This is a genomic window from Rhodococcus sp. IEGM 1409 (genome assembly GCF_030056735.1).
Classification (GTDB): domain Bacteria; phylum Actinomycetota; class Actinomycetes; order Mycobacteriales; family Mycobacteriaceae; genus Rhodococcus_F.
In genome coordinates this window covers 705,882-730,210 of the sequence record NZ_JASHKN010000001.1, presented here as the reverse complement: position 1 = coordinate 730,210, position 24,329 = coordinate 705,882, and the positions used below count along the sequence as shown (strand labels likewise).

The 24,329-nt window shown below is 62.0% G+C and carries 27 protein-coding genes and 2 pseudogenes; 18 read left to right on the top strand and 11 right to left on the bottom strand.

What is annotated here, in order from left to right; genetic code table 11:
* Positions 1 to 47 precede the first annotated feature (47 nt).
* The 3 genes from QM716_RS03630 to QM716_RS03620 are packed head-to-tail and all read left to right on the top strand — an operon-like array spanning position 48 to position 3,132.
* Positions 48 to 1,718, top strand: a complete 1,671-nt coding sequence (locus tag QM716_RS03630; protein WP_283302436.1) for a PucR family transcriptional regulator — start codon at positions 48 to 50, stop codon at positions 1,716 to 1,718.
* Positions 1,715 to 2,032 carry a nuclear transport factor 2-like protein gene (locus tag QM716_RS03625; RefSeq protein WP_283302434.1) on the top strand — a complete coding sequence of 106 codons (318 nt, stop codon included), beginning with the start codon at positions 1,715 to 1,717 and terminating at the stop codon, positions 2,030 to 2,032. The genes QM716_RS03630 and QM716_RS03625 overlap by 4 nt, the downstream gene beginning before the upstream one ends.
* Positions 2,032 to 3,132 (top strand): DNA alkylation repair protein, encoded by a 1,101-nt coding sequence (locus tag QM716_RS03620; RefSeq protein WP_283302432.1) that lies wholly within the window; start codon positions 2,032 to 2,034, stop codon positions 3,130 to 3,132. The genes QM716_RS03625 and QM716_RS03620 overlap by 1 nt, the downstream gene beginning before the upstream one ends.
* A 63-nt stretch (positions 3,133 to 3,195) precedes the next feature.
* Here the strand turns inward: QM716_RS03620 and QM716_RS03615 are convergent, their stop codons facing one another.
* Entirely contained in the window at positions 3,196 to 3,348 is a 153-nt protein-coding gene (locus tag QM716_RS03615) for a hypothetical protein (RefSeq protein ID WP_283302429.1), read from the bottom strand.
* 548 nt (positions 3,349 to 3,896) lie between these two features.
* Here QM716_RS03615 and QM716_RS03610 point away from each other — a divergent pair.
* A complete protein-coding gene (locus tag QM716_RS03610; RefSeq protein ID WP_283302427.1) occupies positions 3,897 to 4,985 on the top strand; it encodes a 3-deoxy-7-phosphoheptulonate synthase in 1,089 nt (362 codons plus the stop codon).
* Positions 4,986 to 5,039: 54 nt separating this feature from the next.
* On the opposite strand, the pseudogene QM716_RS03605 reads toward QM716_RS03610, so the two are convergent.
* Positions 5,040 to 5,195 (bottom strand): annotated as a pseudogene (locus QM716_RS03605) (sugar phosphate isomerase/epimerase family protein); the annotation flags it as partial.
* Between QM716_RS03605 and QM716_RS03600 the strand changes: the two are divergent.
* A pseudogene (locus tag QM716_RS03600) lies at positions 5,191 to 5,721 on the top strand (SDR family NAD(P)-dependent oxidoreductase); the annotation flags it as partial. The pseudogenes QM716_RS03605 and QM716_RS03600 overlap by 5 nt on opposite strands.
* Before the next feature lie 21 nt (positions 5,722 to 5,742).
* Here the strand turns inward: QM716_RS03600 and QM716_RS03595 are convergent.
* Complete coding sequence (locus QM716_RS03595) at positions 5,743 to 6,516, bottom strand: hypothetical protein (protein WP_283302425.1); 774 nt, start codon at positions 6,514 to 6,516, stop codon at positions 5,743 to 5,745.
* 105 nt (positions 6,517 to 6,621) lie between these two features.
* Between QM716_RS03595 and QM716_RS03590 the strand changes: the two genes are divergently transcribed.
* Complete coding sequence (locus tag QM716_RS03590) at positions 6,622 to 7,449, top strand: crotonase/enoyl-CoA hydratase family protein (RefSeq protein ID WP_283302423.1); 828 nt, start codon at positions 6,622 to 6,624, stop codon at positions 7,447 to 7,449.
* Positions 7,446 to 8,984 (top strand): AMP-binding protein, encoded by a 1,539-nt coding sequence (locus QM716_RS03585; protein WP_283302421.1) that lies wholly within the window; start codon positions 7,446 to 7,448, stop codon positions 8,982 to 8,984. The genes QM716_RS03590 and QM716_RS03585 overlap by 4 nt, the downstream gene beginning before the upstream one ends.
* Here QM716_RS03585 and QM716_RS03580 read toward each other — a convergent pair.
* The gene (locus QM716_RS03580; protein ID WP_283302419.1) at positions 8,977 to 9,609 is read right to left on the bottom strand and encodes an alpha-ketoglutarate-dependent dioxygenase AlkB; all 633 of its coding nucleotides are present in this window, start codon (positions 9,607 to 9,609) and stop codon (positions 8,977 to 8,979) included. The genes QM716_RS03585 and QM716_RS03580 overlap by 8 nt on opposite strands.
* A 147-nt stretch (positions 9,610 to 9,756) precedes the next feature.
* Here QM716_RS03580 and QM716_RS03575 point away from each other — a divergent pair, with 147 nt between their 5' ends.
* The 4 genes from QM716_RS03575 to QM716_RS03560 all read left to right on the top strand — a co-directional run bounded on the left by QM716_RS03575 (position 9,757) and on the right by QM716_RS03560 (position 12,083).
* A complete protein-coding gene (locus QM716_RS03575; RefSeq protein WP_283302418.1) occupies positions 9,757 to 10,173 on the top strand; it encodes a DUF7144 family membrane protein in 417 nt (138 codons plus the stop codon).
* 140 nt (positions 10,174 to 10,313) lie between these two features.
* Positions 10,314 to 10,595: a hypothetical protein gene (locus QM716_RS03570; protein WP_283302416.1), complete on the top strand. Its 282-nt coding sequence runs from the start codon at positions 10,314 to 10,316 to the stop codon at positions 10,593 to 10,595.
* A 148-nt stretch (positions 10,596 to 10,743) separates the two neighbouring features.
* On the top strand, positions 10,744 to 11,535 hold the full coding sequence (locus QM716_RS03565; protein WP_283302414.1) for a MerR family transcriptional regulator: 792 nt from the start codon (positions 10,744 to 10,746) through the stop codon (positions 11,533 to 11,535).
* Positions 11,532 to 12,083 carry a hypothetical protein gene (locus QM716_RS03560; RefSeq protein WP_283302412.1) on the top strand — a complete coding sequence of 184 codons (552 nt, stop codon included), beginning with the start codon at positions 11,532 to 11,534 and terminating at the stop codon, positions 12,081 to 12,083. Before QM716_RS03565 ends, QM716_RS03560 begins: the two co-directional genes overlap by 4 nt.
* A 2-nt stretch (positions 12,084 to 12,085) precedes the next feature.
* On the opposite strand, the gene nicT is transcribed toward QM716_RS03560, so the two are convergent.
* From nicT to QM716_RS03545, 3 genes are all read right to left on the bottom strand, one after another.
* Positions 12,086 to 13,234, bottom strand: a complete 1,149-nt coding sequence (nicT, locus tag QM716_RS03555) for a Nickel transporter NicT (protein WP_502941940.1) — start codon at positions 13,232 to 13,234, stop codon at positions 12,086 to 12,088.
* A 140-nt stretch (positions 13,235 to 13,374) separates the two neighbouring features.
* A complete protein-coding gene (locus QM716_RS03550; RefSeq protein WP_283302410.1) occupies positions 13,375 to 13,704 on the bottom strand; it encodes a branched-chain amino acid transporter permease in 330 nt (109 codons plus the stop codon).
* Positions 13,697 to 14,434, bottom strand: a complete 738-nt coding sequence (locus QM716_RS03545; protein ID WP_283302408.1) for an AzlC family ABC transporter permease — start codon at positions 14,432 to 14,434, stop codon at positions 13,697 to 13,699. The genes QM716_RS03550 and QM716_RS03545 overlap by 8 nt, the downstream gene beginning before the upstream one ends.
* Before the next feature lie 79 nt (positions 14,435 to 14,513).
* Between QM716_RS03545 and QM716_RS03540 the strand changes: the two genes are divergently transcribed.
* Complete coding sequence (locus QM716_RS03540) at positions 14,514 to 14,954, top strand: Lrp/AsnC family transcriptional regulator (RefSeq protein ID WP_020970517.1); 441 nt, start codon at positions 14,514 to 14,516, stop codon at positions 14,952 to 14,954.
* Positions 14,955 to 15,012: 58 nt separating this feature from the next.
* Positions 15,013 to 15,438 carry a VOC family protein gene (locus tag QM716_RS03535; RefSeq protein WP_095968800.1) on the top strand — a complete coding sequence of 142 codons (426 nt, stop codon included), beginning with the start codon at positions 15,013 to 15,015 and terminating at the stop codon, positions 15,436 to 15,438.
* Here the strand turns inward: QM716_RS03535 and QM716_RS03530 are convergent.
* Both QM716_RS03530 and QM716_RS03525 read right to left on the bottom strand, forming a co-directional pair.
* Positions 15,435 to 16,445, bottom strand: a complete 1,011-nt coding sequence (locus QM716_RS03530; protein ID WP_283302404.1) for an AraC family transcriptional regulator — start codon at positions 16,443 to 16,445, stop codon at positions 15,435 to 15,437. The two genes, QM716_RS03535 and QM716_RS03530, sit on opposite strands and share 4 nt — an antisense overlap.
* On the bottom strand, positions 16,442 to 17,632 hold the full coding sequence (locus QM716_RS03525; RefSeq protein ID WP_283302402.1) for a pyridoxal phosphate-dependent aminotransferase: 1,191 nt from the start codon (positions 17,630 to 17,632) through the stop codon (positions 16,442 to 16,444). Before QM716_RS03525 ends, QM716_RS03530 begins: the two co-directional genes overlap by 4 nt.
* A 134-nt stretch (positions 17,633 to 17,766) precedes the next feature.
* Between QM716_RS03525 and QM716_RS03520 the strand changes: the two genes are divergently transcribed.
* The 5 genes from QM716_RS03520 (at position 17,767) to QM716_RS03500 (ending at position 21,606) form a co-directional block, all read left to right on the top strand.
* Positions 17,767 to 18,345: a carboxymuconolactone decarboxylase family protein gene (locus QM716_RS03520; RefSeq protein ID WP_283302400.1), complete on the top strand. Its 579-nt coding sequence runs from the start codon at positions 17,767 to 17,769 to the stop codon at positions 18,343 to 18,345.
* 124 nt (positions 18,346 to 18,469) lie between these two features.
* On the top strand, positions 18,470 to 18,865 hold the full coding sequence (locus tag QM716_RS03515) for a TOBE domain-containing protein (RefSeq protein ID WP_283302399.1): 396 nt from the start codon (positions 18,470 to 18,472) through the stop codon (positions 18,863 to 18,865).
* A gap of 43 nt (positions 18,866 to 18,908) precedes the next feature.
* Complete coding sequence (modA, locus tag QM716_RS03510; protein ID WP_283302397.1) at positions 18,909 to 19,718, top strand: molybdate ABC transporter substrate-binding protein; 810 nt, start codon at positions 18,909 to 18,911, stop codon at positions 19,716 to 19,718.
* Positions 19,715 to 20,524 (top strand): ABC transporter permease, encoded by an 810-nt coding sequence (locus QM716_RS03505; protein ID WP_283302394.1) that lies wholly within the window; start codon positions 19,715 to 19,717, stop codon positions 20,522 to 20,524. The genes modA and QM716_RS03505 overlap by 4 nt, the downstream gene beginning before the upstream one ends.
* Positions 20,521 to 21,606, top strand: coding sequence for an ATP-binding cassette domain-containing protein (locus QM716_RS03500; RefSeq protein ID WP_283302392.1), 1,086 nt, complete (start codon positions 20,521 to 20,523; stop codon positions 21,604 to 21,606). The genes QM716_RS03505 and QM716_RS03500 overlap by 4 nt, the downstream gene beginning before the upstream one ends.
* On the opposite strand, the gene fadD11 is transcribed toward QM716_RS03500, so the two are convergent.
* Positions 21,588 to 23,384, bottom strand: a complete 1,797-nt coding sequence (gene fadD11 / locus QM716_RS03495; RefSeq protein WP_283302390.1) for a fatty acid--CoA ligase FadD11 — start codon at positions 23,382 to 23,384, stop codon at positions 21,588 to 21,590. The genes QM716_RS03500 and fadD11 overlap by 19 nt on opposite strands.
* Positions 23,381 to 24,325 (bottom strand): SDR family oxidoreductase, encoded by a 945-nt coding sequence (locus QM716_RS03490; protein WP_283302388.1) that lies wholly within the window; start codon positions 24,323 to 24,325, stop codon positions 23,381 to 23,383. Before QM716_RS03490 ends, fadD11 begins: the two co-directional genes overlap by 4 nt.
* Positions 24,326 to 24,329: the final 4 nt, after the last annotated feature.

The window sequence follows — 24,329 nt, the reverse complement described above, 5'->3', positions numbered from 1 at the left end:
TATTCTCGAAATCAAGGCGTAGGAACGGTCCGGAAAGTTGGTGGTACGTGTCTATCCGTGGGGTCAGGCTCGACGCGGTCCTTGGGGCGCTGGGTGGAGCCTTTGTCGAGCTCGTCCTCGCGCCGCCAGGCGACGACTTCTTCGTCGATTCCGTGGTGTTCGCGGAGATCGGGGACCTCGTGCGCCCCAGAACTGCAGACGCCGAATCCTCTGAGCTCTGGCTCACTGTCGGGGTCGGCGCGGCCGAACTGGCGGCCTGGTTGAACCGCCTCGATCAGAGGGGCTCAGCGCCTCGGGCTGTCATGTCGAAGGAGGCCTCGGACACGTCGGTGCAGGAGGCGGCAAAGCGCGCCGGGATCGCCTTGATAGCGGTCCATCCGGATGCTCGGTGGGATCGATTGTTCACCACGATCCGCGGCGTGCTCGATCATTCGGTATCCCGACAGGATTCGGACGACATCGTATTCGGCAGTGACACAGACTTGTTCGAGTTGGCGCAGAACGTCGCAGCACTCACTCGGGGAATGGTCAGTATCGAGGACGAGCGTTCTCATGTCTTGGCCTATTCGGCATCGGGGGATGCTGCGGACGAGCTACGCAAACGATCCATTCTCGGACGCGAAGGACCTCACGAATACCTCCGAAAGCTGCAGGAGTGGGGCGTCTTCGAAAGCCTGCGGCGCAGCGACGACGTGGTCGAGGTGCCTGCCCACGAAGACCTCGCGATCAGGCGACGGTTGGTGGTTCCGATACGCAGGATCTCCGAGAACATCAAGGGGGAGAGTGGTTTCAGCTCTGGCCTGCTCGGCACTATCTGGGTTCAGGAAGGCCCGCTTCCCATTTCCGGCGATGCCGACAGTGTGCTCCGCGGCGCCGCTGCCGTTGCTGCTCGGTTGATTTCGCGTATTCGGGACGCACCGAGTAACGAGGCGATACAGATTCAGCGGTTGCTCGGGGTGCGGGGCGGGGGTGTCGACGTTCCTTCCCTGGCGGCCTCGTTGTCCATTCCGATGGCCGGACCGGCGATGGTGATCGGCGTGGCGAGTGTCGGTGGCGGTGGGCTGCCGTCTTCGGGCGAACTGGTGTCGTCTTTGCGTCTGCACGCCAGCGCCTTTCAGCGTGAATCGCTGGTGAGTGCCGTCGGCACCCGGATCTATGTGCTGTTTCCGCGAACCCAGTCCGTGAAATCCACAGTCTCGTGGACCCGCGACGTTATCGCGCGTTTGGACAAGGTGTCGCCCTCGGGTTTGCGCGCCGCGGTGTCGTCTCCGGTTTCGACGCTCGCCGAGGTGGCCCAGGCTCGGGCCGAAGTGGATCGGGTACTGGACGGAACGTCGGGGGATGTTCGTGTGACCACCCTCGCGGACTCGCGCACCCCGGTGCTGCTGGGCGAAATCATGAACACGATCGCGGCCGACGAGCAACTGCACGATCCGAGAATCGACGCCCTGGACGTCTACGACAGACGTAACGGGTCGAACATGCGGGAAAGCGTCAGCGTCTATCTTGCGCTCTCGGGAGACGTCCGACGCGCATCCGAGCAGCTTCGCATTCACCCGAACACACTCCGGTATCGAATCAAGAGGGTCGAGGAGATCACAGATACCGACCTGTCCGAGCCGTCGGCGAGGCTGTTGATGGAGATTCAGCTGGCGGCGTCTGCTCGCGCAGTGAGGTCGCCGAACCTGTCGGACCCCAGCAGTACTCTTCGCGAATGATCGACTCAGCGGAGGTGCCAGGCGCAGCGCGCGCGTACTTCGACGGCGGCGACGTCCGTGACGTGTTCACCGACGACGCAGTGGTGCGTGACGACGGCCGGACGTATTTCGGCATCGATGAAATCGTGGCGTGGAAGTCCGCCGTGTCGACGGCGTTCACCTTCGCCCAGAAGATCGAGTCGGTGCACACCCCTGGCTCGGCCGTTGTCGTGTCTGTGAAGGTCGAGGGTGATTTTCCGGGAAGCCCCATCCAGTTACATCACCACTTCACTCTCGACGGTGATCGAATTTCCGCTCTCACGGTGTGCCCCTGATGCCCACAGCTGACGAACTTCTCGGGGTATCCGTCGTGGCCGATCTGGCAGCCTGCCTCGAGCGTGCGACTGGTGATACGCCCCTTGCCCTCGTTCGAGGTAGTTCATCCGAATTCGACGGAATGAGTCTCGGCGAGCGCACACGCGTCGTACGGGACGCGATGATCGCCGAACTGCCCGAGGACTTTCCAGTTTTCGCCGAGATCATCCGGCGTGCGCTTGAAGAGGAGACCTTCGCGGGTTGGATGATCTGGCCGGTCACCGAAGCAGTTGCCGTCACGGCGATACGGAGTGGTTCCGAGTCTGATTTCGACGGTGGAATGGCGCTACTCGCTGAGCTGACTTCGCGTCTGACCGCCGAATTCGCGATTCGAACATTCCTTGAAACGGACCTCGACCGTTCACTGACGATTGCACTCGCCTGGACCATGAACGAAGACGAACACGTCCGGCGCTTGGCTACCGAAGGCACTCGCACACGTCTGCCTTGGGGAAGGCGAGTGAAAGAATTGACGGCGCGCCCCGAGTCGACAATCTCCATCCTCGACGAGCTGTACCGGGATGCTTCCGAATATGTACGCCGTTCGGTCGCAAACCATCTCAACGATCTCAGTCGTGCTGACGCAGCGCTCGCAGTGTCGACTGCGAAGCGTTGGTTACAGACACCGGATTCCAACACACTCAAAATCGTCAAACATGCATTGCGGACGTTGATCAAGGCCGGCGACCCAGATGCTCTGTCTCTTCTGGGGTTCTCGCCGCCCACCGACGTCGTGGTCGAAGGGTTCGTCATCGACCGCGAAATAGTCGATGCGGGTGGAGAACTCACCTTCGACTTCGCTGTCACGAACAACGGCAGCGAATCCGTCACCGTCGTGATCGATTACATCGTCCACCACGTGAAGGCCAACGGGACGACGACGCCGAAGGTCTTCAAACTGACAACACGAACGCTCGAGCCTGGGGTGCCGGCCCGCATCGCGAAGAGGCATTCCTTCAAACAGATCAGTACCCGGAAGTACTACGCCGGCGACCATGCAGTCGAAGTGCAGATCAACGGTGTACGTCAGGTGCGAGGCGTATTCCGTTTGGAGGCGTAAGGCAGATCTGACCTGGACGCGGAGACCGGCAAATATCGGGATCGGGACTATTCGGATCACCGTTCAGGCCAACACCAGAATCAAGATGACAGTCGGCGACCATCGCAATTGATGCCAGAGCACGACGGGTCTTCCGCGTGCACGGGCGGACGTCCACGAGGCGTACGTGGACGTGAGTGCAAGCAGCATCACGAGAGCGAAGGCATTGAAGCGCACCGCCGCACCTATATCGCCGTGGATGAAGGAAGGGCGCTTGTAAGGCGTCAGAGCGAGTGATAACGCATTCAGCGTCGACGACCAACAGATCGGGGTCGTAGCTCAGTATCGATTCGGCATTTGGTTCGTTGTTCGTCCCACCGGGGCGAGCTGTCGACGTCCTTCGTCGACTGCAGGGGTGTGGCGCCGATGGAAGGGGAGGCCGTCAATCGGAAGGGCCTCATCAACCTCTTCGGCTGTGACAGCTGACGCCTTACTTGAAAATGCCAACCGCTCACCCGATTTGGACAGGCCTCGATGGTGGGTGTCGCAGAATTCCGTCCTCGAAGTCTGCTCGGGGTAGAGGGGCACGCCCATCCGATCCGAACTCGAGGTATCGTGACCGACATGCAGCGCGTTTATTTCTGGTTTAGCAGGCCGGCCCCGGGTGGGCCTGCCGGCGTAACCACGCGCTGACAACCTCCACCCAAGAGCCGGACTACAGACCGGCTCGCTGGAGTTTCTCTTCACCTCTGGGGTCGGCCTGAGAACAGGAAACCGAAAACCCCATGACTGTCACCATCGACACCACTGCAGCTTCGGACAGCCTCGACGATCAGCGCACTGTGAGTATCAGTCCGCTCGTGTCACCGGCGACTGTCCGTGCTCAGCACGCTCCGGACGAGGTCGCGGCCGCAACCGTGCGAACCGGTCGTGCAGACACCATCAACATCCTCAACGGTGACGACGATCGTTTGATCGTCGTTGTCGGTCCGTGTTCCGTGCACGATCCGGAAGCCGCGATGGACTACGCCCGCCGGTTGGCCGCCAAGGCCGAGGAGTTGCGGGACGATCTGCACATCGTCATGCGCGTCTACTTCGAGAAGCCGCGCACCACGCTCGGGTGGAAGGGACTGCTCAACGATCCGCACCTCGACGGAACCTTCGACATCAACACCGGGCTCGGTATCGGTCGCAAACTGCTTCTCGACGTGTCGAGTCTGGGCCTGCCTGTCGGTTGTGAATTCCTCGACCCGATCATGCCTCAGTACATTGCGGACCTGGTCAGCTACGGCGCGATCGGTGCCCGGACCGCTGCGAGCCAGGTGCATCGCCAGCTGTGCAGCGCACTGTCCATGCCCGTCGGCATCAAGAACTCCACCGAAGGTGACGTGCAGGTGGCCGTCGACGGTACCCGCGCCGCGGCAGCGACCCATGTGTTCCCCGGAACCGACCTGGACGGTCAGGCTGCCTTGATCCGCACCGCGGGCAATCCCGACTGCCACGTCATTCTCCGTGGCGGCAACGACGGACCGAACTACGATGCCGAGACTGTCGCGGACACCCTTGCCCGCCTGCGTAAGTCGAACCTGCCCGAGCGCGTGGTCATCGACGCGAGCCACGGCAACAGCAGCAAGGATCACGAGCGTCAGGTCATCGTCCTGGACGACATTGCCCGTCGTCTGACCGAGGGTGAGCAGGGAATCGCCGGCGTCATGTTGGAAAGCTTCATCGAGGCCGGCCGTCAGGACCTGACCTTGGGTAAGGCGGACGAGCTCACCTACGGTCAGTCGATCACCGACGCGTGCATCGACTGGTCCACCACGGCAGCGCAGTTGGACCGTTTGGCGCAGGCTGTTGAGGCTCGGAGGGGCTGACGCCCCCGTGCGCGCATAGGGAGTGCCTGGACTCGCTAAACGCGCACAGGGCCGCTAGGCCAACACCGCTCGCGTGGTCGTGACCAGGCGTTCCAGCCAAGCGTCCGTGCCGACGGCGCGGCGCAGCGGTTCGTTGGGCAATTCGATGCTGACCGGCAACCCGCCGGGCAAAGTCGACCAGATGTCGGCCACCGCGATACCTCCGGTGCCGAGGCTTCGTGCCCGAGTCGGCAGTGTCGACATCTTGATCAACAGTGCGGGAATTGTCGAGCCGTCAGCGCCGCTGGTCGACGTCGATCTTGCGGCCTGGCAGCGTACGTTCCGCATCAACGTCGAGGGAACATTCCTCATGCGGCGGGCATTCGTGCCGGGGATGGTCGCGTCGGGATGGGGGCGGGTCGTCAATCTCGCGAGTATTGCCGCCAAGGACGGAAACCCGAATCAGAGTGCGTATTCGGCGTCCAAAGCGGCCGTTGTCGCGCTGACGAAATCACTCGGCAAAGAGGTCGCCACCAGTGGTGTGCTGGTCAACGCGATAGCTCCGGCGGCCGTGGAAAGCCCCATGAATGCCGGCACCGATCCGACCATTCTCGCCCGTTCGCAGTCTTTGACGCCGATGGCGCGGATGTGAAAGGCGGACGAGATCGCCGAACTGATCTCCTGGCTGTCGTCGTCTGCGGTGAGTTACTCGACCGGTGCCGTCTACGACGCCAGCGGTGGCCGCGCAACGTACTGAATACCTTCTGGAGGAAGCCGATCAGAATTGGAGCAGCGACTGCCACAGTTCACGAGATGCGTCCTGGTACTCGAGCATGTGCGAGATCAGGTCTCGCAGTGGCTGCGTTGGTTCGAGCTCTTCCGGAAGCAGTGGATTGCGGACGATGACCGCGATGATCGCACTGCCCAGGGCAAGTGATTCGCGGGCGGCTTCCTCGCGGCTGATTGTCGCCAGACGTGCTTCCGCTCGCGTGAGTGCTTCACGGGCCTCGGCGATGTCGGCCAACAGGGCTTCCGAGTTCCAGAGTGTGCGGATTGTCGAATCGTCCTCGGGAGCAAGGTGATCAACTTCCATCAGCGACGATTCGGGAGCGGCGCCGAGTCGGCGGAGAGTGCGGCGAGCGCTGTCGATTCCGCCGTCGAGATTGTTCGGACGGACTGCCAGTGTGGGCTTCCAATCCTCGTAACCCGCCAGGCGCAACGCTTGATCGTGCCGGCGGGCGGCGGTGCGGTCGCTTCGTTTGAGCCCTGAGTGCTCGACGGCGATCCAGGTGCCGTCCCAGGGGCGTATGCGATCGGTACGAGTTCGCCACCCCTCGACCTCGCTGTAGGTGGGGATGCCGTCCGGGTTGAGGACGTACGTTCCCCGGGCGGTGCGACGCAGTTTGTCCTCGCGGCACAGACGGCCCGCTGCCACGCGAATGCTCGATGCGGTGACGCCGACAATCTCGCCGGCCCGGGTCAGCACGGCGGTGCTGAACTCGGTATCCGGGCTCGCCGTTGCGAGGTCCAGCACAACTCGGGTTGCGGACATTCCTCGATCAGTTTGTAACAACTTTTGAACAACTCCTGACAAATTCTGTTACAAGTGGCATGGTGGGTACCGGGAAACCTTATCCGCGAGCAGTGAGGAAATATCGTGACCGACTCCGATCGACCAGGTGGCGATGTCTATGTGGAGTGTGACGGTGGCGTCACCGTTATCGTGATGAATCGCCCCGATCGCAAGAACGCGGTGGACGGACCGATGGCGGCGCAGTTGCGTGATGCGTTCTTGGAGTTCGAGTCGGACGAGAGCCAGAAGGTGGCGATTCTGTGGGGTGCGGGCGGCACATTTTGTGCCGGTGCGGATTTGACCGCAGTCTCCGACCCCGCCCGCGTGCACGAGTTGCATCCGGAAGGCGGCGGCACCGGTCCGATGGGGCCGAGTCGGTTGGTGTTGTCCAAGCCGTTGATCGCCGCGGTCAGTGGATACGCGGTTGCCGGAGGGCTCGAGCTTTCGTTGCTCGCGGACCTGAGGATCTGCGAGGAAGATTCCGTGTTCGGAGTCTTCTGCCGACGCTGGGGAGTTCCTCTCATCGACGGCGGGACCGTGCGACTGCCGCGAATTGTCGGGCAGGGGCGAGCACTCGACATGATCTTGACCGGCCGTCCGGTCGACGCTCCGGAGGCGCTGGCCTTCGGTCTGGCCAATCGTGTTGTTCCAGTGGGGCAATCGCTCCAGGCAGCCAAGGAACTTGCACACCAGTTGACCGCTTTCCCTCAGCTCTGCATGCTCGCGGATCGTGCGTCGGCCTACCGATCTTTTGATCTACCACTCGCCGAAGCGCTGCGCTCCGAGGGCGTTGCAGGAAATCCCATTGTCATCGCTGAAGGTGTGCGCGGCGCTGCTGCGTTCGCCGCGGGCGCCGGCCGGCACGGCCGATTCGCGAACAACCGGAATTCGAACGAGGAAACTGAACCATGATGCCCATAACCAGAGACCTGATCGTCCGTGGCGCGCGACAGCACGGGGCGCGAACGGCCGTCGTCTTCGGCGATCGATCGATGACGTTCACGGAAGTGGATGAACTCAGCAGTCGATTGGCATACGCGTTCATCGCGCTCGGCATCGGGCGTGGTGCACGGGTTGCGTTGCTGGTCAACAACTCTCTTGCCAGCGTGCCCGTCGATTTTGCCTGCGTCAAAGCCGGAATCAATCGGGTTCCGCTCAACTCGCGACTCTCGGTCGACGAGCACGCGAGGATGCTCGAGGACACCGACAGTTCCCACGTCGTCTTCGGTCGTGACCTCGCGGACCGAGCCGCTGAACTCTCAGCCAGGTTTCCCGAGCGGACATTCATCGGGCTGGAAACGAGCTCGGAGGGACAGAGTTCCCTGCTCGACCAAGCGCAGAGCATGCCTTCGGACACGCCGGACGTCGAGGTGGCTCCCGATGATGTGATCCTGACGCTGTTCACCTCGGGAACTACCGGAACGCTGAAGGCCGCGCAGCACACTCAGCGCAGTTACGCAGCCATCTGCCGCAATGTGCTGCTCAATCTGCTTCCGGTGACTCAGGACGACACGATGCTGCACGCGGCATCGCTGATCCATGCCAGCGGTGTGTTCGTGCTTCCATTTTGGCTCCGAGGCGGCAAGACCGTCATCCTTCCCGGATTCGACCCGTCGACATTCTTGAACTCGATAACCGAGCATCGTGCCACCGCGATCAATCTGGTGCCGACGATGATTCAGATGCTCCTCGAGCGCCCTGATTTCGCGAGTGCAGACATCTCGAGTCTGAAATCCGTGATCTACGGTGCCTCTCCGATGCCACTCGCTACCATCGAACGTGCAATGCAGGTATGGGGGCAACACCGTTTCCTGCAGTACTACGGGCAGACCGAGGCGCCTCTGTGTATCGCAGTCCTTCGGCCCGAAGACCATACGGAGGATCGACTACTGTCCTGTGGTCAGCCCGCCATCGACGTCGAGATCAGGCTGCTCGACGGCGAAGGAGACGAAGTGCCGCAGGGAGAACCGGGCGAAATCGTGATCCGCTCGCCATCTGCGATCGCCGGATACTTCAACGCACCGGAACTGAATGCGGACACCTTCACCGAAGACGGTTGGGTCCACACACGCGACATCGGCCAGTTCGACGCCGACGGATTCCTTTTCCTGAAGGACCGGGCTTCGGACATGATCATCAGCGGCGGATACAACGTCTACCCCCGTGAAGTCGAGGATGCGCTCCTGACGCATCCGGCTGTTCGTGAGGTTGCCGTGGTGGGCACCGCCGATGTCAAGTGGGTGGAGGCGGTCACGGCCGTGGTTGTCCTCAAGGGCGGAACCGTCGAAAACGACGCACTGCAAGCATCATTGGTCGCTCACGTCGGCGAGCGACTGGCGTCGTACAAGAAGCCTCGTCGGGTTGTTTTCGCAGAATCCATACCGAAGACGGCCGTCGGCAAGCTCAATCGGAAGGCGCTGCGAGACGAACTCCGCGACGCTATCTAACTCCGCGAGTGCGGAATTGAACGCTGATTCTCGGCCCGAGGGCCCGCGCACTCTTCGGGACACAGTGTTCCCACGTGCGTTGGCAGGATCCGCCCATGACGAGTAGATCTCCGTGTCCGAGATTGAAGCGGATGGATTCGCCGCTCCCACGAGGGCGCAATAGGAGCGGGCGAGCCGCACCGAGAGACAGGATGGCCACCATCGTGTCCTCGGTGCGACTTCGTCCCGTGTCGTCCCCGTGCCAGGCAACGCTGTCGGAACCGTCGCGATAGAAACAGAGACCCGACGTGGCGAATGGTTCACCGAGTTCGTCGAAGTAGTGACTGCTCAGCGCGTCTTTGGCTTCGGTGAGAAGTGCGTCCGGCAGTGGTTGATTCTCTGCGTAGAAACACACCAGACGAGGGACGTCGACAACGCGGTCGTACATCTGACGCCGTTCGGAACGCCACGGCACCGTAGCTTCCAGATTGTCGAACACGGCCTCCGATCCGGTCAGCCAGGCCGGGCGATGGTCGACCCATGCGCCGGCGGTGAGAATACGTCGCTGCACCGTGCCGTCGAGATCGGCCAAAGAAACGCCGAGGTCACCGTTGTCGAACAGAGACGGTTGCATCGTGGCGGTCATAGGCTCCACCGTACACCGGAATCGAACATATGTTCCCATGAATTTTGATTGCAGTGCTGGACGGCTGTTCATCCTTGCTGGGTGATGTCCGTCGGCGTGAACCTTTGAATACTGTTCTCACGCTATTTCGCCGAAGAAGGGGACGTCATGACTGCTCCGCACCAATCTCATGCGAACCATCCTGTCCGACAAGGCTTTGCCATCGGGACCACGGTGGCGGCAGCCTGCCTGCTCCTCGTCGCGGGAATCGTCGCGTTGCTGCAGGGCATCGCGGCTCTCGCAGACAACGACCTGCTGATCGTCGGAGTCAACTACACCTTCGAATTCGATGTCACGACATGGGGTTGGATCCACATCGTGCTCGGAATCATCGGCATCGCGGTGTCGCTGGGATTGTTCGTCGGCATGACGTGGGCCCGCGGCATGGCCTTCGTGATCGCGGCGCTCTCGATCGTGGCGAATTTCCTGTGGATGCCGTACTACCCGCTGTGGTCGATCGTGATCATCGCCCTCGACGTCGCTGTGATCTGGGCCGTCGCGACCTGGCGACCTGACGAGGTGTGATCCTCTGACCGAAGTGAGTGGTTCACCTGCGACAGGTGAACCACTCACTTCGCTGTGTCCGGGCCTCCACGGTTGGCCTCATCCCTACGCGGCGTCAGCGCCGTTTCGGTGATTCGCGATCCTGGTCCTCGCGCGGACGCATGTCCTTCGCCGATCGGTGGGGGAAGCCATGGATCATCGAGCATGAAATCCAGCAGATCACGACCGTTACTATTCCGAGTCCGATCGACGCGAATGGTTCCTGTGTGGCCAGCCATACGCTGAGGCCGATGGCCGTCCCGACGATCAGAATCAGGATGGTGTCGATTCGTGTCGTTTGCATCGAAATCATCGCCTGGCGCAGATTGTTTTCGGCGGCCCGCTTGTTTTTGGCGGCCCGCCACCCGGCGAGTGACAGCCGGGGGCAGACCTTGCGCGGCTGACCCCTCGCTCTGGAAATCGCCGCCGCAAGTGATCAATACCCGCCAAATTCGCCTGCGAAACTCCTCGCAGGAAGAACAGGACCTTAGACCTGTTGCCCGGCATGCCGTGCCTTGACTGTGACGTAGCGTCATAGTTGATCCTGTTCGTATGCGAATCAGTGACGTGGCCAGAGCGGCGGGTACCACTCCGCGGACCGTCCGGCACTATCACCGACTGGGCCTACTGGCCGAGCCGAGACGGCTGTCCAACGGATACAGAACTTACGAACTGCCCGACCTGGTCAGGCTGATGCGCATTCGTTGGCTCTCTGCCGCCGGCATTCCGCTCGGCTCCATTGCCGCCATGATCGAGCCGAAGCCGATCGATGCAGGAGAACCGGACGACTTCGCCGAAGATCTGTCCTCCCTGATAGCAGAGATAGACAGGAAGCAGCGTGTCCTCGCTGACCAGCGGGTGCGCCTCGAGGAAATGCTGTCGGCGCGAGGTGCCGGGCGGGTGGTCTCGCCGCTTCCGGTGGAGTTGCTGTCGGCGTTCGAAGAATTGATCGCGTCGTCGCCGACGGACTCGGTACGGCGCTTGTTCGAGCGTGAACGCGACATGTGGGAATTGGTGGCGATCTCGGGAGCAGCGCCGCATGAGCTGTTCTCCACGGCTGCGCAGTTGCTGTCCGACGAGGGCGACCGGAAGCGAATTGTCGATCTGTACCGCCGCTTTGCTGCATTGGCTGGGCGCGAGGTAGCCGAGGTTGCGGACGAGATCGCGTACTTGTCGGGCGAACTGGAGGAGTCGCTGGCCGAGGTGCTCGGTGATGTGCGCTCAGACGGAGGATCTGCAGGTATGGGCTTCTCGGTCGGGATCGGGGATCTGGTGCCTGATCCGGCGCAACGGGAAGTGGTCGCTCGCGTCGCAACGCGTCTCATGTCTGGCGGTGCGGCGTGATCCGATCACTGTGGTTGCTCTCGACGGGCAGGGTGGACGGAGGTTCCGGTGATACAGCGACTTTCGGCTACACGGCGGGGACCATGTCGATACCGGTGGCTTTTGTTGCGGCGAGTGTGATCGAGGCCGTAGCGATTCACTTCCTGGTTCCGTGGCAGTGGCTTCGCGTCGTGCTGCTCATCGCAACGGTGTTGTCGCTGATTGCGATTGGCGGTTGGCTCGCCGGACGCGTCGTGCACCCGCATCTCGTGTCGGCTCGAACGGTGGTGTTTCGATCCGGCACGGGCGTTCGTGTCGAGGTGGACCGATCACGGATTTCGCGGGCGAGCATGGTCCGAAGATTCGGTGAGACCGCAAATGCGGTGATCGACGAGCGTCTCGTTCTCCCGGGGCCCGACGGGACTGTCGTGGACGTCGAATTCGATCGACCGCTGCCGGTGTCGCTTCCGAAAGGGCTGTCGAAGGGATCTAGTTCCACCATGATCGGTGGGCTGCGGTTGCATGTCGACCAACCCAAAGAATTCTGTGCTGCATTGTTGCCGAACTGAACTCACATCGCGTCGTTTGCTGTCGCTCGTCGTGCGACTGCTGCGCCAGACTGCGCCTGCCACCGTTCTTCGATGCGGCCGTACCGCCACACGAGGAGGGCGATCATCCAGGTGATGACAAAGAGTCCGACGATGATGAAGCCCATCGCGCCGAGATCCAGGTTCCCGATTGCGCCGAGAATTCCGTCGTGGATGTCGAGCTTGTCGGTGAAGATCGAGATGATTTCCTGGGTCCCGATCAGAAGGGCTACTGCCACCGAGAGCCCCGTGATCACCATGTTGTAGTAGATCTTTCGAATCGGTTGGGCAAACGCCCAACCGTAGGCGAAGTTCATGAACGACCCGTCGATGGAGTCGAAAAGCGACATCCCGGCGCAGAAGAGTATCGGTAGGACGAGGATCGAGTACCACGGGAGCCCCGTCGCCGCCGCGCCGCCGGCGATCACCAACAGTCCCACTTCGGTGACGGTGTCGAACCCCAGTCCGAACAGGAGACCGACCGGATACATGTGCCACGGCTTGCGGACCATCTTCATCACCGGTCCCAGGATCTTGTTCAGGGCGCCGCGGTTGTCGAGTTCCTTTTCGAGTTGTTCCTCGTCGAAGGTTCCGGCCTTGTACTTCGTGTATACCCGATGAATCTCGATGAGAGACAAAAGGTTCAGGATTCCGATCAAAATCAGGAACGTGCCGGAAATGGTGGTGCCGAACAAGCCGGTCCATTTCTCCAGATCGGAATTGTCGTCGGAAAGGCTGGTGGCCAGTTGCCGCACACCCAACGCCAGAAGTGCGACGAGAACGAAGACGATGGTGGAGTGTCCGAGAGAAAACCAGAACCCGACGGACATCGGTTTCTTGCCGTCCGCGACCAACTTCCGAGTGGTGTTGTCGATGGCGGCGATGTGATCGGCGTCGAAAGCATGGCGCATGCCGAGCGTGTACGCCGTGACGCCGAGTCCGATGCCGAAGACACTGCCCTCGATCGTGTAATGGCCGGGCACGACCAGACCGAGCAGAATCGCCCACCCGATGACGTTGAGTGCAACCACTGTGACGGTCATTCCGATGATGCTCCGACGCTGGCCTCGATCCAGACTGTGCCAGGCTCCGGCGATTCGGGTGCCCGTCGTCGTACTCGTCGTCGTGGACATCGAACCTCACCGATCTTTCGGTCGTGGCCGGCGGCCACACTACTGAAATCGTATAAGTGTTCAACTGTTCAGATAAGCGCCCGGAGGTTACAAATCACCCATCCAGGAGTAAAGATGCTTTGCTCCCGGATGAGAAATCCTCATGCGAACACGGTATTGACCAGGGCGACGTAGATTGTCGTTCCGACAACGATGCTCAGGACGGCATTCTTTCGCCACAGATGCGCCGCGACCGTGGCGCACACTGCGATCAGTTCGGGTACGCCGTGCGATGGTGCGGTGATCGACACACCTTTGAGCGAATACATCACGAGGATCAGCATGACACCGGCCGGCATGTAGATGCCCAGGTAGCCGACCAGAGCGGAGGAGCGCAGTGGCATGAGCGCGGCAAACGGTATCGCGCGCAGAGCGAAGGTGACCACGGCCATGACGGCGACCGCCGCAAAGATGTACGAGGTGTCAGGCATCGATCTTCGCCTTTCGTGAGTCGTAGACAAAGCGGCCGATCAGGAAGAGTACGAAGGCGCCCATCGCAATTGGCAGCATGTGTTCCGGCACCGCAAGCCGCGCGACCAGAGCGCAGGTGACCGCAGCGACCGGCACCGCGAATCCGTTCTGTGCACGAATAGCTTCGATCGAGAGTACGACGAAAAGCGCCGTCAGAGCGAAGTCGAGACCGACGATCGAGTCCGGAATCCATTGTCCTGCCGTTGCGCCCAGGATCGCGCCACCGATCCAGTAGCCGTGTAGGTACAGCTGGGAGTAGACGATGGTGCGGCCGGTGAGTGCCTTGGGATCGGCAGTCACCGACATCGCGTACGCCTCGTCGGTCAGCGCGAACATGCTGTAGAAGCGAGCGAAGGGATTTCGAATCTTTTCCAACGGAAAGCTCAAGGCGTAGAACACATGTCGAAAGTTGACCAACAGTGCGGTCAGGGCGACGTACGGAAGTGGAGTCATGGCCGCGACCATTCCGACAGCGAGGAACTCCAGTGATCCTGCGTAGATCAGCGACGTGAAAACGACTGCCCACCAAGGATTGAGCCCCTGTTGGACCACAAGAACTCCGAGAGCTATCCCGAGTGGGAGCAAGCCGAACCCGACCGGCAGCGACAGCTGGAAGGCGTGCCGCCACGCCGGGGTTCGCGGCGGGGATTCGACGGCAGGTGCGGCCGTCGACGATGCTGGTTCGATCACGACGCAAATCTATAACAAAGATCGAGGTGATCGATTGCTCAGAATGCCCACATATTGAACAGTGCGCAATAATAGTGCGATGGATGCCATGGACGACGCAATTTTGTTTCACCTTCGCCAAGACTCGAGTCTGACCAACACCGAGTTGGCGGATCTGGTGGGGCTGACGCCATCGCCTTGCCTGCGTCGGGTGAAGAAGCTCGAAGCCGACGGAATCATCACCGGGTACCGCGCGATCGTCAGTCAGGAAGCGCTCGGTCGAGGATTTCAGGTGATCGTCACCGCCGAGATCGGAGTCAACGACCAGGCGACCATCGAGGACTTCGAATCTCAGGTCGCGGCGTTCGACGAAGTGATCGAATGCCGGCGACTGTTCGGAATTCCCGACTACTTCATCCGTGTCGCTGTGAAAGATCTCGCGACGTACGAGAATTTCATGGTCACCAAGCTCAGTGGGCTTCCAGCCGTTTCGCGGGTGACATCGCTGATCACCATGAAGACCATCAAGAGCGTCGACTGACGGCCGGCCTCAGCCGAACCTGCTCTTTCGTGTCGGTGGTCGGCGTTAACGTCGGAACATGGGATACGAATTTCAAGTCACAGTAGATTCGGCGCACCCGCACGAACAAGCGAAGTGGTGGGCCGCAGCACTCGGGTGGGCAGCGGAGCCGAGCGATGAAGACTTCATCAGAGGCCTCGTCGCCGCTGGTCACGCCAAGGAATCCGACACCACGACGTTCGAGGGAGTCCTCGTCTGGCGAGAAGGTGCGGCCATCAGTGATCCGGAACATCCCGAACGCCCCCGCGTTCTGTTCCAACTGGTTCCGGAATCGAAAACGGTGAAGAACCGTCTCCACTTCGACATTCGGGTGGGCGACAAGCGCGAGGATGTTGCAGCCCAACTCGAGAAGGTGGGAGCGACGATTCTGCACCGAGGAGCACAGGGGCCGAGTGTGTGGATCACGATGACCGATCCCGAAGGAAACGAGTTCTGCGTCAGCTAGCGGTAGGAACTCGGAGTGTCGCCGGTCCATCGTTTGAAGGCCCGACGGAAGGCGCTAGGTTCGGAGAATCCCAATCGCGCCGAGAGCACTTCGACGGATTCTCCGCGTCGCAAACCGGCGATGGCTACGTCGCGGAGCACTTCCTCGCGTAGTTGATTCAGTGATGTTCCGTCACGCCGCAGTAGTCGACGCAGATGGGGAACGCTGATCGAGAGCATCTCGGCGATCTCTTCCGCGGTGGAGGTTCGGCCCTTCACTCCGAGTTCGAGGACCCGACGCACCTGCGCCGACGCAGTGCTGTCGTAGTCGCGTTCGGACATGAGCTGAATCGGTGATTCTCGGAGGTACTCCTCCAGTGTCTCTTCGGTCTGGATGATCGGTGCACGCATTGCCGAGTTGTCGAACTCCAGTGCCGCTCGTTGCGCTCCGAAGGTGACGGGCGCTCCGAAGATGTAGTCGTAGTCCTGGGCCAACCGCGCATCCGGTGCAGAGTACGGAAATTCGACTGCCCGCAGTCGGACGCGCTTTCCGATCAACCACGCGGAAAAGCGGTGCAGCAAGATCAGGACAAAATCGGTCGTGACACGTTCTGCGACGTCAGGTTCGGCGACACCTTCGCGAGCTCGGACAGCGAAACTCACTCGAGTGCTTTCCTCACCCTTCTCGATCGACAGTGGGGCCAGAGCCGGTAATGCACGGATCACGTCGGACATTCGAGCGAAGGCTGATCCGAGGTCAGGGCAATGGATCAACGTCAGGCAGATCAATCGGAAAGTGCCACGGGGCACCGGGGCGGATCCGAGGCCGAACAATTCGTCGTCGGTGAGCTGCCAGGTGGATTGGATGAAGGTGGTGACCTGAGTCGGGGTCAGCCGGGCGCGAGGGTCGGACAGTGTCTCGAGGTCGATCCCTGCAGCTCGCAGCGCGCCCGACAAATCGACGTCGTTGTCCGGTGAGAACGCGAGGTAGCGGTGGACGAAGGCGGTCGGGATTGTCCGCGCTGTCATGGGTGCGCCGCTCCTTGGGGGAGGTGGAGACGGCGTGCCGCTTCGGACAGAATGTGGTCCTGCTTGCAGAAGGCGAAGCGCACCAAGTGCTTCCAATCGTCGCGGTTGTCCGCGAACACGTCGACCGGTACGGCCGCGACACCGATTCGCTCGGGCAGCGCGCGGCAGAACTCTCCCGCGTCGGTCTCACCCAACGGTCTGATGTCGGCAAGGAGGAAGTACGTGCCGCCGCCGGAATGCACCGTGAAACCGGCTTCGGTCAGTGCTTTGCCGAGCACGTCCCGTTTGCCTTGCAAGCTCTGTCGAAGTTCGACCACCCACGGCTGTTCGTTGGTCAGCGCATACGCAACGGCAGGTTGGAATGGTGCGCCGGCGACAAATGACATGAACTGCTTGGCAGCACGAACGCCGTCGATGAGTTCGCGGGGGCCGATCGCCCATCCGGTTTTCCAGCCGGTGACGTTGAAAGTTTTTGCGGCACTGGACACCGTGACGGTGCGCTCACGCATACCCGGAAGAGACGCCATCGGTGTGTGGGTGAGACCGTCGAACACCAAGTGCTCGTAGACCTCGTCACTCAACACGATCAGGTCGCGTTCGCACGCGAGTTCGGCGATCGCTCGAAGTTCTTGATCGGTGAACACGGTGCCGGTGGGGTTGTGAGGACTGTTGACGATCAGCATCTTCGTCTTGGCGGTAATTGCGCTGCGCAATGCATCGAGATCGACCGCGAATCCGTCTCCGGAGGCGACCAGAGGAACAGTGCGACGCACCGCGCCGGCCAATGCGACGGATGCTGCGTAGGAGTCGTAGTACGGCTCGATCAGCACTACTTCTTCGCCGGGTTCGACCAGTCCGAGAATCGCAGCACTGATCGCCTCGGTGGCGCCGACGGTGACCAGAACTTCGGAGTCGGGATCACTGTCGAGCCCGTAGCGGATGCGCCGATCCTCCGCGATGGCCTGACGCAAGACGGGCATGCCCGGGCCGGGCGGGTATTGGTTGACGCCTTCGGCGATGGCCCGACGCGCTACTTCGAGCATGGCCGCAGGACCGTCGGTATCCGGAAAGCCCTGACCGAGGTTGACCGCGTCGTGAAGTGTGGCCAACGCTGTCATCTCGGCGAAGATCGTGGATGCGAACGGCTGCAGACGCGAGACGGTGCGGTTGCGGGGCGTCGAAGGCATCTTTGCAGCTTAGTCGGCTGAGACCGCATCCTCACATCTGCTCGGGCGCGGTGCTTGTCACGTTTGAATCGCCGCCATCGTCCAACTCTGTAGAGAGCATCGAATCCGGTGCTGAGAAGATACGGAGGCTTGCCATGACTCGCATTCCCGCAGTGACACCGTCAGAAGCCAGTCCGTTGATCAAGGTGGCCTACAAATTCGCCGCCAGGCAGTACGACGAAGTTCCCGAGCCTTTTGCCGTCCTGGCTAACCATCGGAAATTGTTCGTCGCCGCTGCCCGCCATGAGATGGCCGTGCAGAAGGCGTCGAAGGTGCTGCCGTCGAACATTCGTGAACTGGCTGTCTATCGCGTCGCCTGGACGATCGGCTGCTCGTGGTGCGTCGACTTCGGGACGATGCTTTCCCGTTTGGACGGTTTGGACATCGACAAGCTGAAAGAGATCGCAAATTACCGGGATTCACCGAAGTACAGCGAGGACGAGCGCGCCGCGATCGCCTACGCTGACGCGATGACCGGCGACCCACACGGCGAGCATGGCGTGACGGACGAGCAGGTCGCAGACCTCGAGCGCAGGTTCGGGCGCGCGGGCGTCGTGGAACTGACCTATCAGATCGGGCTCGAAAACATGCGCGCCCGGATGTACTCGGCGTTGGGGATTACCGAGCAAGGGTTCAGTACCGACTCGTGCCGTGTGCCCTGGGCGGAAGAATGATGCGGTAGCTGGTCTACGGCAACTGTCGACAATGCTCCGCAGATACGTGATCAGAATTGACTAGTTCACGCATCTGCGGAGCATTCGTCTTGTTAGGTCCGCACTTGCGACCTACGATCACCTCGTGCCCAACATTCGAATCCGCGAAGCTGCCGGTCTGCTCGGTGTCAGTGACGACACCGTTCGGCGTTGGGTCGACGGTGGGCTTCTCAAAGCGACGACGGACGACTCCGGCCGCAAGGTCATCGACGGCGCCGAGTTGGCAGGCTTCGCCCGGTCCAATGCCGGACCCGCACCGGCCGATCCGCTCACGGGCGCAAGTTCGGCCCGCAACCGGTTCGCCGGCCTCGTCACCAAGGTCGTCACCGACAAGGTGATGGCACAGGTCGAAATGCAGTGTGGGCCCTTCACCGTCGTCTCGTTGATGAGTACCGATGCGGTTCGGGAACTCGGACTCGAAGTCGGAAGCATCGCCGTCGCAATCGTGAAGGCAACCACCGTCATAGTGGAAACCCCGTAACTCTGAAACCCCGTCGGTCTTTCGAAAATACTGGAGGATATTCGTGAAACGCGTACTCGGACTTGTTGCAGCAGGCGCATTTTCGCTTGCCCTGGTGGCAGGTTGTAGTTCCTCCGACAATTCGTCGTCGGAGACGTCGTCGGCTGCACCGACCACAACCACTTCGAGCGAGAGTGCCACGGGAAGCATCACCGTCTTCGCGGCGGCGTCACTCAAGAACACCTTCACCGAACTTGGCAAGGAGTTCGAGTCCGAGAACCCCGGTTCCAAAGTCACTTTCAGCTTTGCGGGATCTTCGGACCTCGTCGCACAGATCACCCAAGGCGCGCCCGCAGATGTGTTCGCTTCGGCTGACGCCGCCAACATGACCAAGGCCACCGCCGCCGGTGTCGTCGCAGGGTCTCCTGCCGACTTTGCAAGCAATACCTTGACGATTGTTGTGCCTCCGGGCAATCCGAAGGGCATCGGGTCGTCCGCTGACCTGGGGAAGGAGGGGACACAACTGGTGATCTGCGCTCCACAGGTTCCGTGTGGCGCGGCGACGAAGAAGGTCGAGACGGCCACCGGTGAGACCCTCTCGCCTGTCAGTGAGGAATCTTCGGTGACCGACGTTCTCAACAAGGTGACGTCCGGCCAGGCCGATGCCGGCATCGTCTACGTCACCGATGCGAAGTCCGCTGGTGACAAGGTGCAGACCGTCGCGTTCCCGGAAGCAACCGCGGTGGTCAACCTGTACCAGATTGCAGTGCTGAAGGATTCGAAGAATTCGGCAACGGCAACCAAGTTCGTCGATCTCGTGAACGGGCCAAAGGGCCTGGCAGTTCTGAGTGACGCGGGATTCGCTGCTCCGTGACACGCCTACGACCGGCAACCCGCGCTCCGCTCGGGTTGCCGGTGTGGATTTACCTTCCCGCGCTGATCGGCGGGGCGTTTGTCATTGCCCCGTTGGTCGCGATGCTGGCCACCGTGCAGTGGTCGCAGTTCTGGGAACTCGTGACTTCCGAATCGTCGCTTGCTGCACTGGAACTGAGTTTGAAGACGGCGGCGATGAGCACGGTGCTGTGCATCCTGTTCGGGGTACCGATGGCCGCGGTTTTGGCGCGCAGTCACTTTCGGGGACTGTCCGTTCTCCGGTCCTTGATTCTGCTCCCGCTCGTTCTGCCGCCGGTCGTGGGCGGCATCGCGTTGCTGTACACGTTCGGCCGCAAAGGCTTGATCGGTGAGCAGTTGGAAGTGCTCGGCGTCCAGATAGCCTTCTCGACAACCGCGGTCGTTCTGGCGCAGACGTTTGTTGCCCTGCCGTTCCTCGTCGTCAGCCTCGAAGGTGCGCTACGCACTGCGGGCACGCGATACGAGGCAGTGGCCTCGACGCTCGGTGCCCGCCCTACCACCGTGCTTCGCCGGGTGACTCTGCCGTTGGTTCTTCCCGGTCTGGTGTCAGGGGCAGTTCTGGCCTTCGCTCGTGCGCTGGGGGAATTCGGTGCGACGCTGACGTTTGCGGGGAGTCTGCAAGGGGTGACGCGTACCCTGCCGCTGGAGATCTATCTCCAGCGTGAGACCGATCCGGATGCAGCGGTGGCGCTTTCGCTGGTGCTGGTAGTCGTCGCGGTCGTCATTGTGGTTGCGGTGCGTGGACGTGGATCGGCGGGTTCGTTGTGAGTGGCCTCCACGTCGACATCGAGATTCCTGAGCGCGACGTCGTCGCGGCGTTCGACGTCGCGGCCGGTGAGGTGACCGCCATCCTCGGACCCAACGGCGCAGGCAAGTCGACGGTTCTGGCGACTGTTGCCGGACTGCATCATCCGCGGCGCGGGTTCATCGAACTCAATTCCCGCGTTCTCACCGATACCAGCAGGGGAGTCGCATTGGCGCCGCATCGGCGCGGAACTGCCCTACTCGCGCAAGAGGCACTGCTCTTTCCACATCTCAGCGCGGCTGCGAACGTGGCGTTCGCGCCGCGCAGCGCAGGGCGGTCGCGTCGCGATTCCGCCGAGTCTGCGCGCCATTGGCTCGACGCAGTCGACGCCGGCGATCTGGCTGACCGCAAGCCTTCACAGCTCTCCGGCGGCCAAGCGCAACGCGTCGCAGTGGCGAGGGCATTGGCTGCTGAACCCGAACTGCTGCTGCTCGACGAACCGATGTCCGCGCTCGACGTCGCCTCGGCCCCGGCGCTGCGGTCGTTACTGCGCAGAGTGCTCCGGACCGGAGATCGCACAGCCGTACTCGTGACGCACGACGCTCTGGATGCGCTGGCCCTTGCCGACACCGTTGTCGTTGTGGACGGTGGTCGGGTTGTCGAACGTGGTGACGTACGAACAGTTCTGACCCGCCCGCGAAGTGCGTTCGCCGCACGCATCGCCGGGATCAACTTGCGCAGTGGCACGATGGCCGGCGACGGTGTACTCAGGAGTCCGACTGGAGTGGACATCGCAGGTCAGACCGAGTCCGAACTACTCGCGGGCAGTGCCGCCGTGGCGGTCTTCGAACCGCGAGCGGTGTCGGTCTACCTGGAACCGCCGCACGGCAGCCCACGAAACGCGTTTGCAGTCACGGTCGCCGAGATCGAAAACCGAGGCGATGTCGTCAGAGTCCGAGCCGAGGACGACGCCGGCCAGCCTGGTTTGTCTGCCGACATCACGGCCAGTGCAGCGGCCGAGCTCGATCTGGTTCCGGGAACGGCCGCTACGTTTGTGGTCAAGGCCACCGAGACACTGATCTACGCTCAGGGCGCCGGTTCGTAGACGTCCTCTGCGATCGAATCAGCATATAGGGCAGCGATTTCGGACGCGTACTTCTCGGTTATCGGCTTGCGTCTGAGCTTCATCGTCGGTGTCAGTTCGTCGCCGCCAGGCTCCCAGAACGTGGTGAGCACGTGAAACCGCTTGATCTGCTCGGCCCTCGAAAGTCGCGAGTTTCCTTCGGCGACAGCAGCTGCAACGATGTCGACGATCCGAGCGTCTTTGGCGAGCACCGCGGCGTCGACCGCAAGTCCCAGTGACCGCGCCGCTCCGACCGCGGCGTCGGCGCTCAGAGTGATCAATGCTGTGTTGAACTTCCGGCCGTCACCGATCGTCACTACTTCACCGATCAACGACGACGACGTCTTCACCGCCGTCTCGATGGCTGCGGGTGACATGTTCTTTCCCGATGCATTGATGATCAGCTCCTTCTTGCGATCGATCACCGTGAGGTACCCGTCCGCGTCGGCGGTAACGATGTCTCCGGTCGAGAGCCAACCGTCTGCACTGATCGCTTCCGCAGTCTTTGCCGGTTCGCCGCGATACCCCTTCATGACCAGCGGTCCTCGAACCAATAGCTCGCCGTCGGCCTCGATGCGCATTTCCATGCCCGGGAGCAACTTTCCGACCGTTCCGAGCTTGGTCGGCTCGACCGGCGCTGTACTCGCGATGCACGTCAACTCCGACATTCCCCAGATCTCCGAGATCGGAACTCCGAGGGCCGCAAAGAATGCCAAGGTGTCCGGCGGAATGGGCGCGGCGCCGGAGATGGCCCACTTCAATTCGGCAAAACCCAGTTTCGCACGCAGAGCGGAGAGAACCATCGCATCGGCTCTGGCACACTCCGCTTCCAGCTCAGCGGGGACGGACTGACCGGCCCGTAAATGTGCGAGACGAGTACGACCGACGTCGAGTGCCCATTGCAACGCCCCCCGACGCGCGTCGTCCGGTTCGTTGGCAACGGCTGATTCGACGGCAACCTTCAGCTTCTCCCACACACGGGGAACGCTGCCCCAGATCGTGGGGCGACAGTCGGGGAGCGCGGCCGCTACCTGGCCGGGATCCGGTACGACGGTGATCTGGGTGCCGAACACCATCTGCATGTACAGGCAGGTGAGCCGATCGGCGATGTGCGCCGACGGCATGTACGACGTGATGCGGTCACCGAATTCGACTGGCAGTACCGCGCTGACGGCGTTGGTCTCGAACAACAGGCACGCATGAGTCGTCTCGACGCCCTTGGGGTTGCCGGTCGTGCCGGAGGTGTAGATCAGCGTGGCGACATCGTTCGGCTTCACCGCACGCCAGGTGCTCTCGAAATCGAAATCGGCGGCGGCAGAGGACTTCATCTGCTCCAGCGTCAGGGTGCCGGACTGCTGGGCATGCGGCTGCGCATCGACGACCACGATCGTGTCGAGTGTGGCACCGGAGCGACGGACGATGTCCACGTACCGGGCTTCGCAGACGAGAACCCGCGCACCGGAATTGGCGAGGATGTAGCCAACGGCTTCGGGTGCCGACGTGTTGTAGATGGAGAAGGACGTCGCGCCGAGGTGTTGGGCGCCGACGTCGATCGGGTAGAACTCGATGCGGTTACTCATCATCAAGGCAACCGTATCGCCATGTCCCACGCCGATTCCGGCCAATCCTGCAGCAACATCGCGGACCTGTTCGGCGTACTCGCGCCACGTCAGTGTCCGCGTATCGCCGATGTCACGTAGGGCCACCGCGTCAGGCGCTACTGCCGACACTCGTTGGAAGGCTGCACACAACGTGGTCATGACGTTCTCCTGGGTACATCCGTCGGGGCTGTTGCTGTGGTTCTGGTTTCGAGTTCGCGGATCAGGTCGTGTGCCTGCTTGTCCCTGGCCAGGTAGCCGTCGGCCAGGACGTTGACGAAACCGCGTCCCCACGCCCAGGGTTCCCAGGCCGCGGGGGCAAGGGTCCGGCCGGCGCGGCGCGCGATCGCGTCGGCGATCACTGTCGCGGCACGGTCAGGGGAGATTCGATGGCGGAGGGGTCCGGGCAGTCGAGCGTCGAGTTTGCGCCCGATCTCGTCGTCGTCGAGAGTTGCGCGCGCAAGTTGTGTGTCCACCATCCCGAAGTACGCGACGCCGGCAGTGGCGCCGTAGCCGGCAACCTCCAAACGCAGTGCCCGCCCGAGCGCTTCGACGCCGGCCTTGCTGATCATGTACGAAGCGCCGCCCAAACCAGGGGCGAACGACGCTGCCGAGGACACGACGACGATGTGCCCACCGTTGCGGATCACCTCGTCGATGGTCGGATGCACGGTGTTGAAGACGCCGGTGAGATTGACGTCGAGCACTCGATCGAAGGTGTCGGGATCGATCTGGCGTAATGTTGCCGGGGGAGGGGTGATTCCGGCGTTGGCCACCACGACGTCGATTCTTCCCAGCTGGTCGACAATCGTGCGCGCGGCTGCTTTCATGCCGTCCCGATCGCGGACGTCGGCCGTCACCGTCACGACTCGCCGTGACTCGAATGCGCGCTCGGCTGCTGCCAGCGAACTCTGGTTGACGTCGACCAGCGCCACCGTCGCCCCACGTCGGTGGAGAGTGCGCGCCAACGCCGCACCGATACCGTCGCCTCCGCCGGTGATCAGTACGACCTTACCGGCGACGTCGTAGTCGATCCGGCGTCCGGGCAGTGGAATGCCCAGATCGCGGACTGTTCCCGCAAGTGCGGACAAGCGTCCCGTCATTGCT

Excerpts from the sequence above, each read along its gene's own strand:
- QM716_RS03535 (WP_095968800.1), top strand. The coding sequence starts at position 15,013 with ATGGGATACGAATTTCAAGTCACAGTAGATTCGGCGCACCCGCACGAA.
- QM716_RS03595 (WP_283302425.1), bottom strand. The coding sequence starts at position 6,516 with ATGTCCGCAACCCGAGTTGTGCTGGACCTCGCAACGGCGAGCCCGGAT.
- QM716_RS03570 (WP_283302416.1), top strand. The coding sequence starts at position 10,314 with ATGTCCTTCGCCGATCGGTGGGGGAAGCCATGGATCATCGAGCATGAA.
- QM716_RS03575 (WP_283302418.1), top strand. The coding sequence starts at position 9,757 with ATGACTGCTCCGCACCAATCTCATGCGAACCATCCTGTCCGACAAGGC.
- QM716_RS03490 (WP_283302388.1), bottom strand. The coding sequence starts at position 24,325 with ATGACGGGACGCTTGTCCGCACTTGCGGGAACAGTCCGCGATCTGGGC.
- QM716_RS03585 (WP_283302421.1), top strand. The coding sequence starts at position 7,446 with ATGATGCCCATAACCAGAGACCTGATCGTCCGTGGCGCGCGACAGCAC.
- QM716_RS03620 (WP_283302432.1), top strand. The coding sequence starts at position 2,032 with ATGCCCACAGCTGACGAACTTCTCGGGGTATCCGTCGTGGCCGATCTG.
- QM716_RS03540 (WP_020970517.1), top strand. The coding sequence starts at position 14,514 with ATGGATGCCATGGACGACGCAATTTTGTTTCACCTTCGCCAAGACTCG.
- QM716_RS03530 (WP_283302404.1), bottom strand. The coding sequence starts at position 16,445 with ATGACAGCGCGGACAATCCCGACCGCCTTCGTCCACCGCTACCTCGCG.
- QM716_RS03520 (WP_283302400.1), top strand. The coding sequence starts at position 17,767 with ATGACTCGCATTCCCGCAGTGACACCGTCAGAAGCCAGTCCGTTGATC.
- QM716_RS03550 (WP_283302410.1), bottom strand. The coding sequence starts at position 13,704 with ATGCCTGACACCTCGTACATCTTTGCGGCGGTCGCCGTCATGGCCGTG.
- QM716_RS03625 (WP_283302434.1), top strand. The coding sequence starts at position 1,715 with ATGATCGACTCAGCGGAGGTGCCAGGCGCAGCGCGCGCGTACTTCGAC.
- QM716_RS03610 (WP_283302427.1), top strand. The coding sequence starts at position 3,897 with ATGACTGTCACCATCGACACCACTGCAGCTTCGGACAGCCTCGACGAT.
- fadD11 (WP_283302390.1), bottom strand. The coding sequence starts at position 23,384 with ATGACCACGTTGTGTGCAGCCTTCCAACGAGTGTCGGCAGTAGCGCCT.
- QM716_RS03525 (WP_283302402.1), bottom strand. The coding sequence starts at position 17,632 with ATGCCTTCGACGCCCCGCAACCGCACCGTCTCGCGTCTGCAGCCGTTC.
- nicT (WP_502941940.1), bottom strand. The coding sequence starts at position 13,234 with ATGTCCACGACGACGAGTACGACGACGGGCACCCGAATCGCCGGAGCC.
- QM716_RS03580 (WP_283302419.1), bottom strand. The coding sequence starts at position 9,609 with ATGACCGCCACGATGCAACCGTCTCTGTTCGACAACGGTGACCTCGGC.
- QM716_RS03565 (WP_283302414.1), top strand. The coding sequence starts at position 10,744 with ATGCGAATCAGTGACGTGGCCAGAGCGGCGGGTACCACTCCGCGGACC.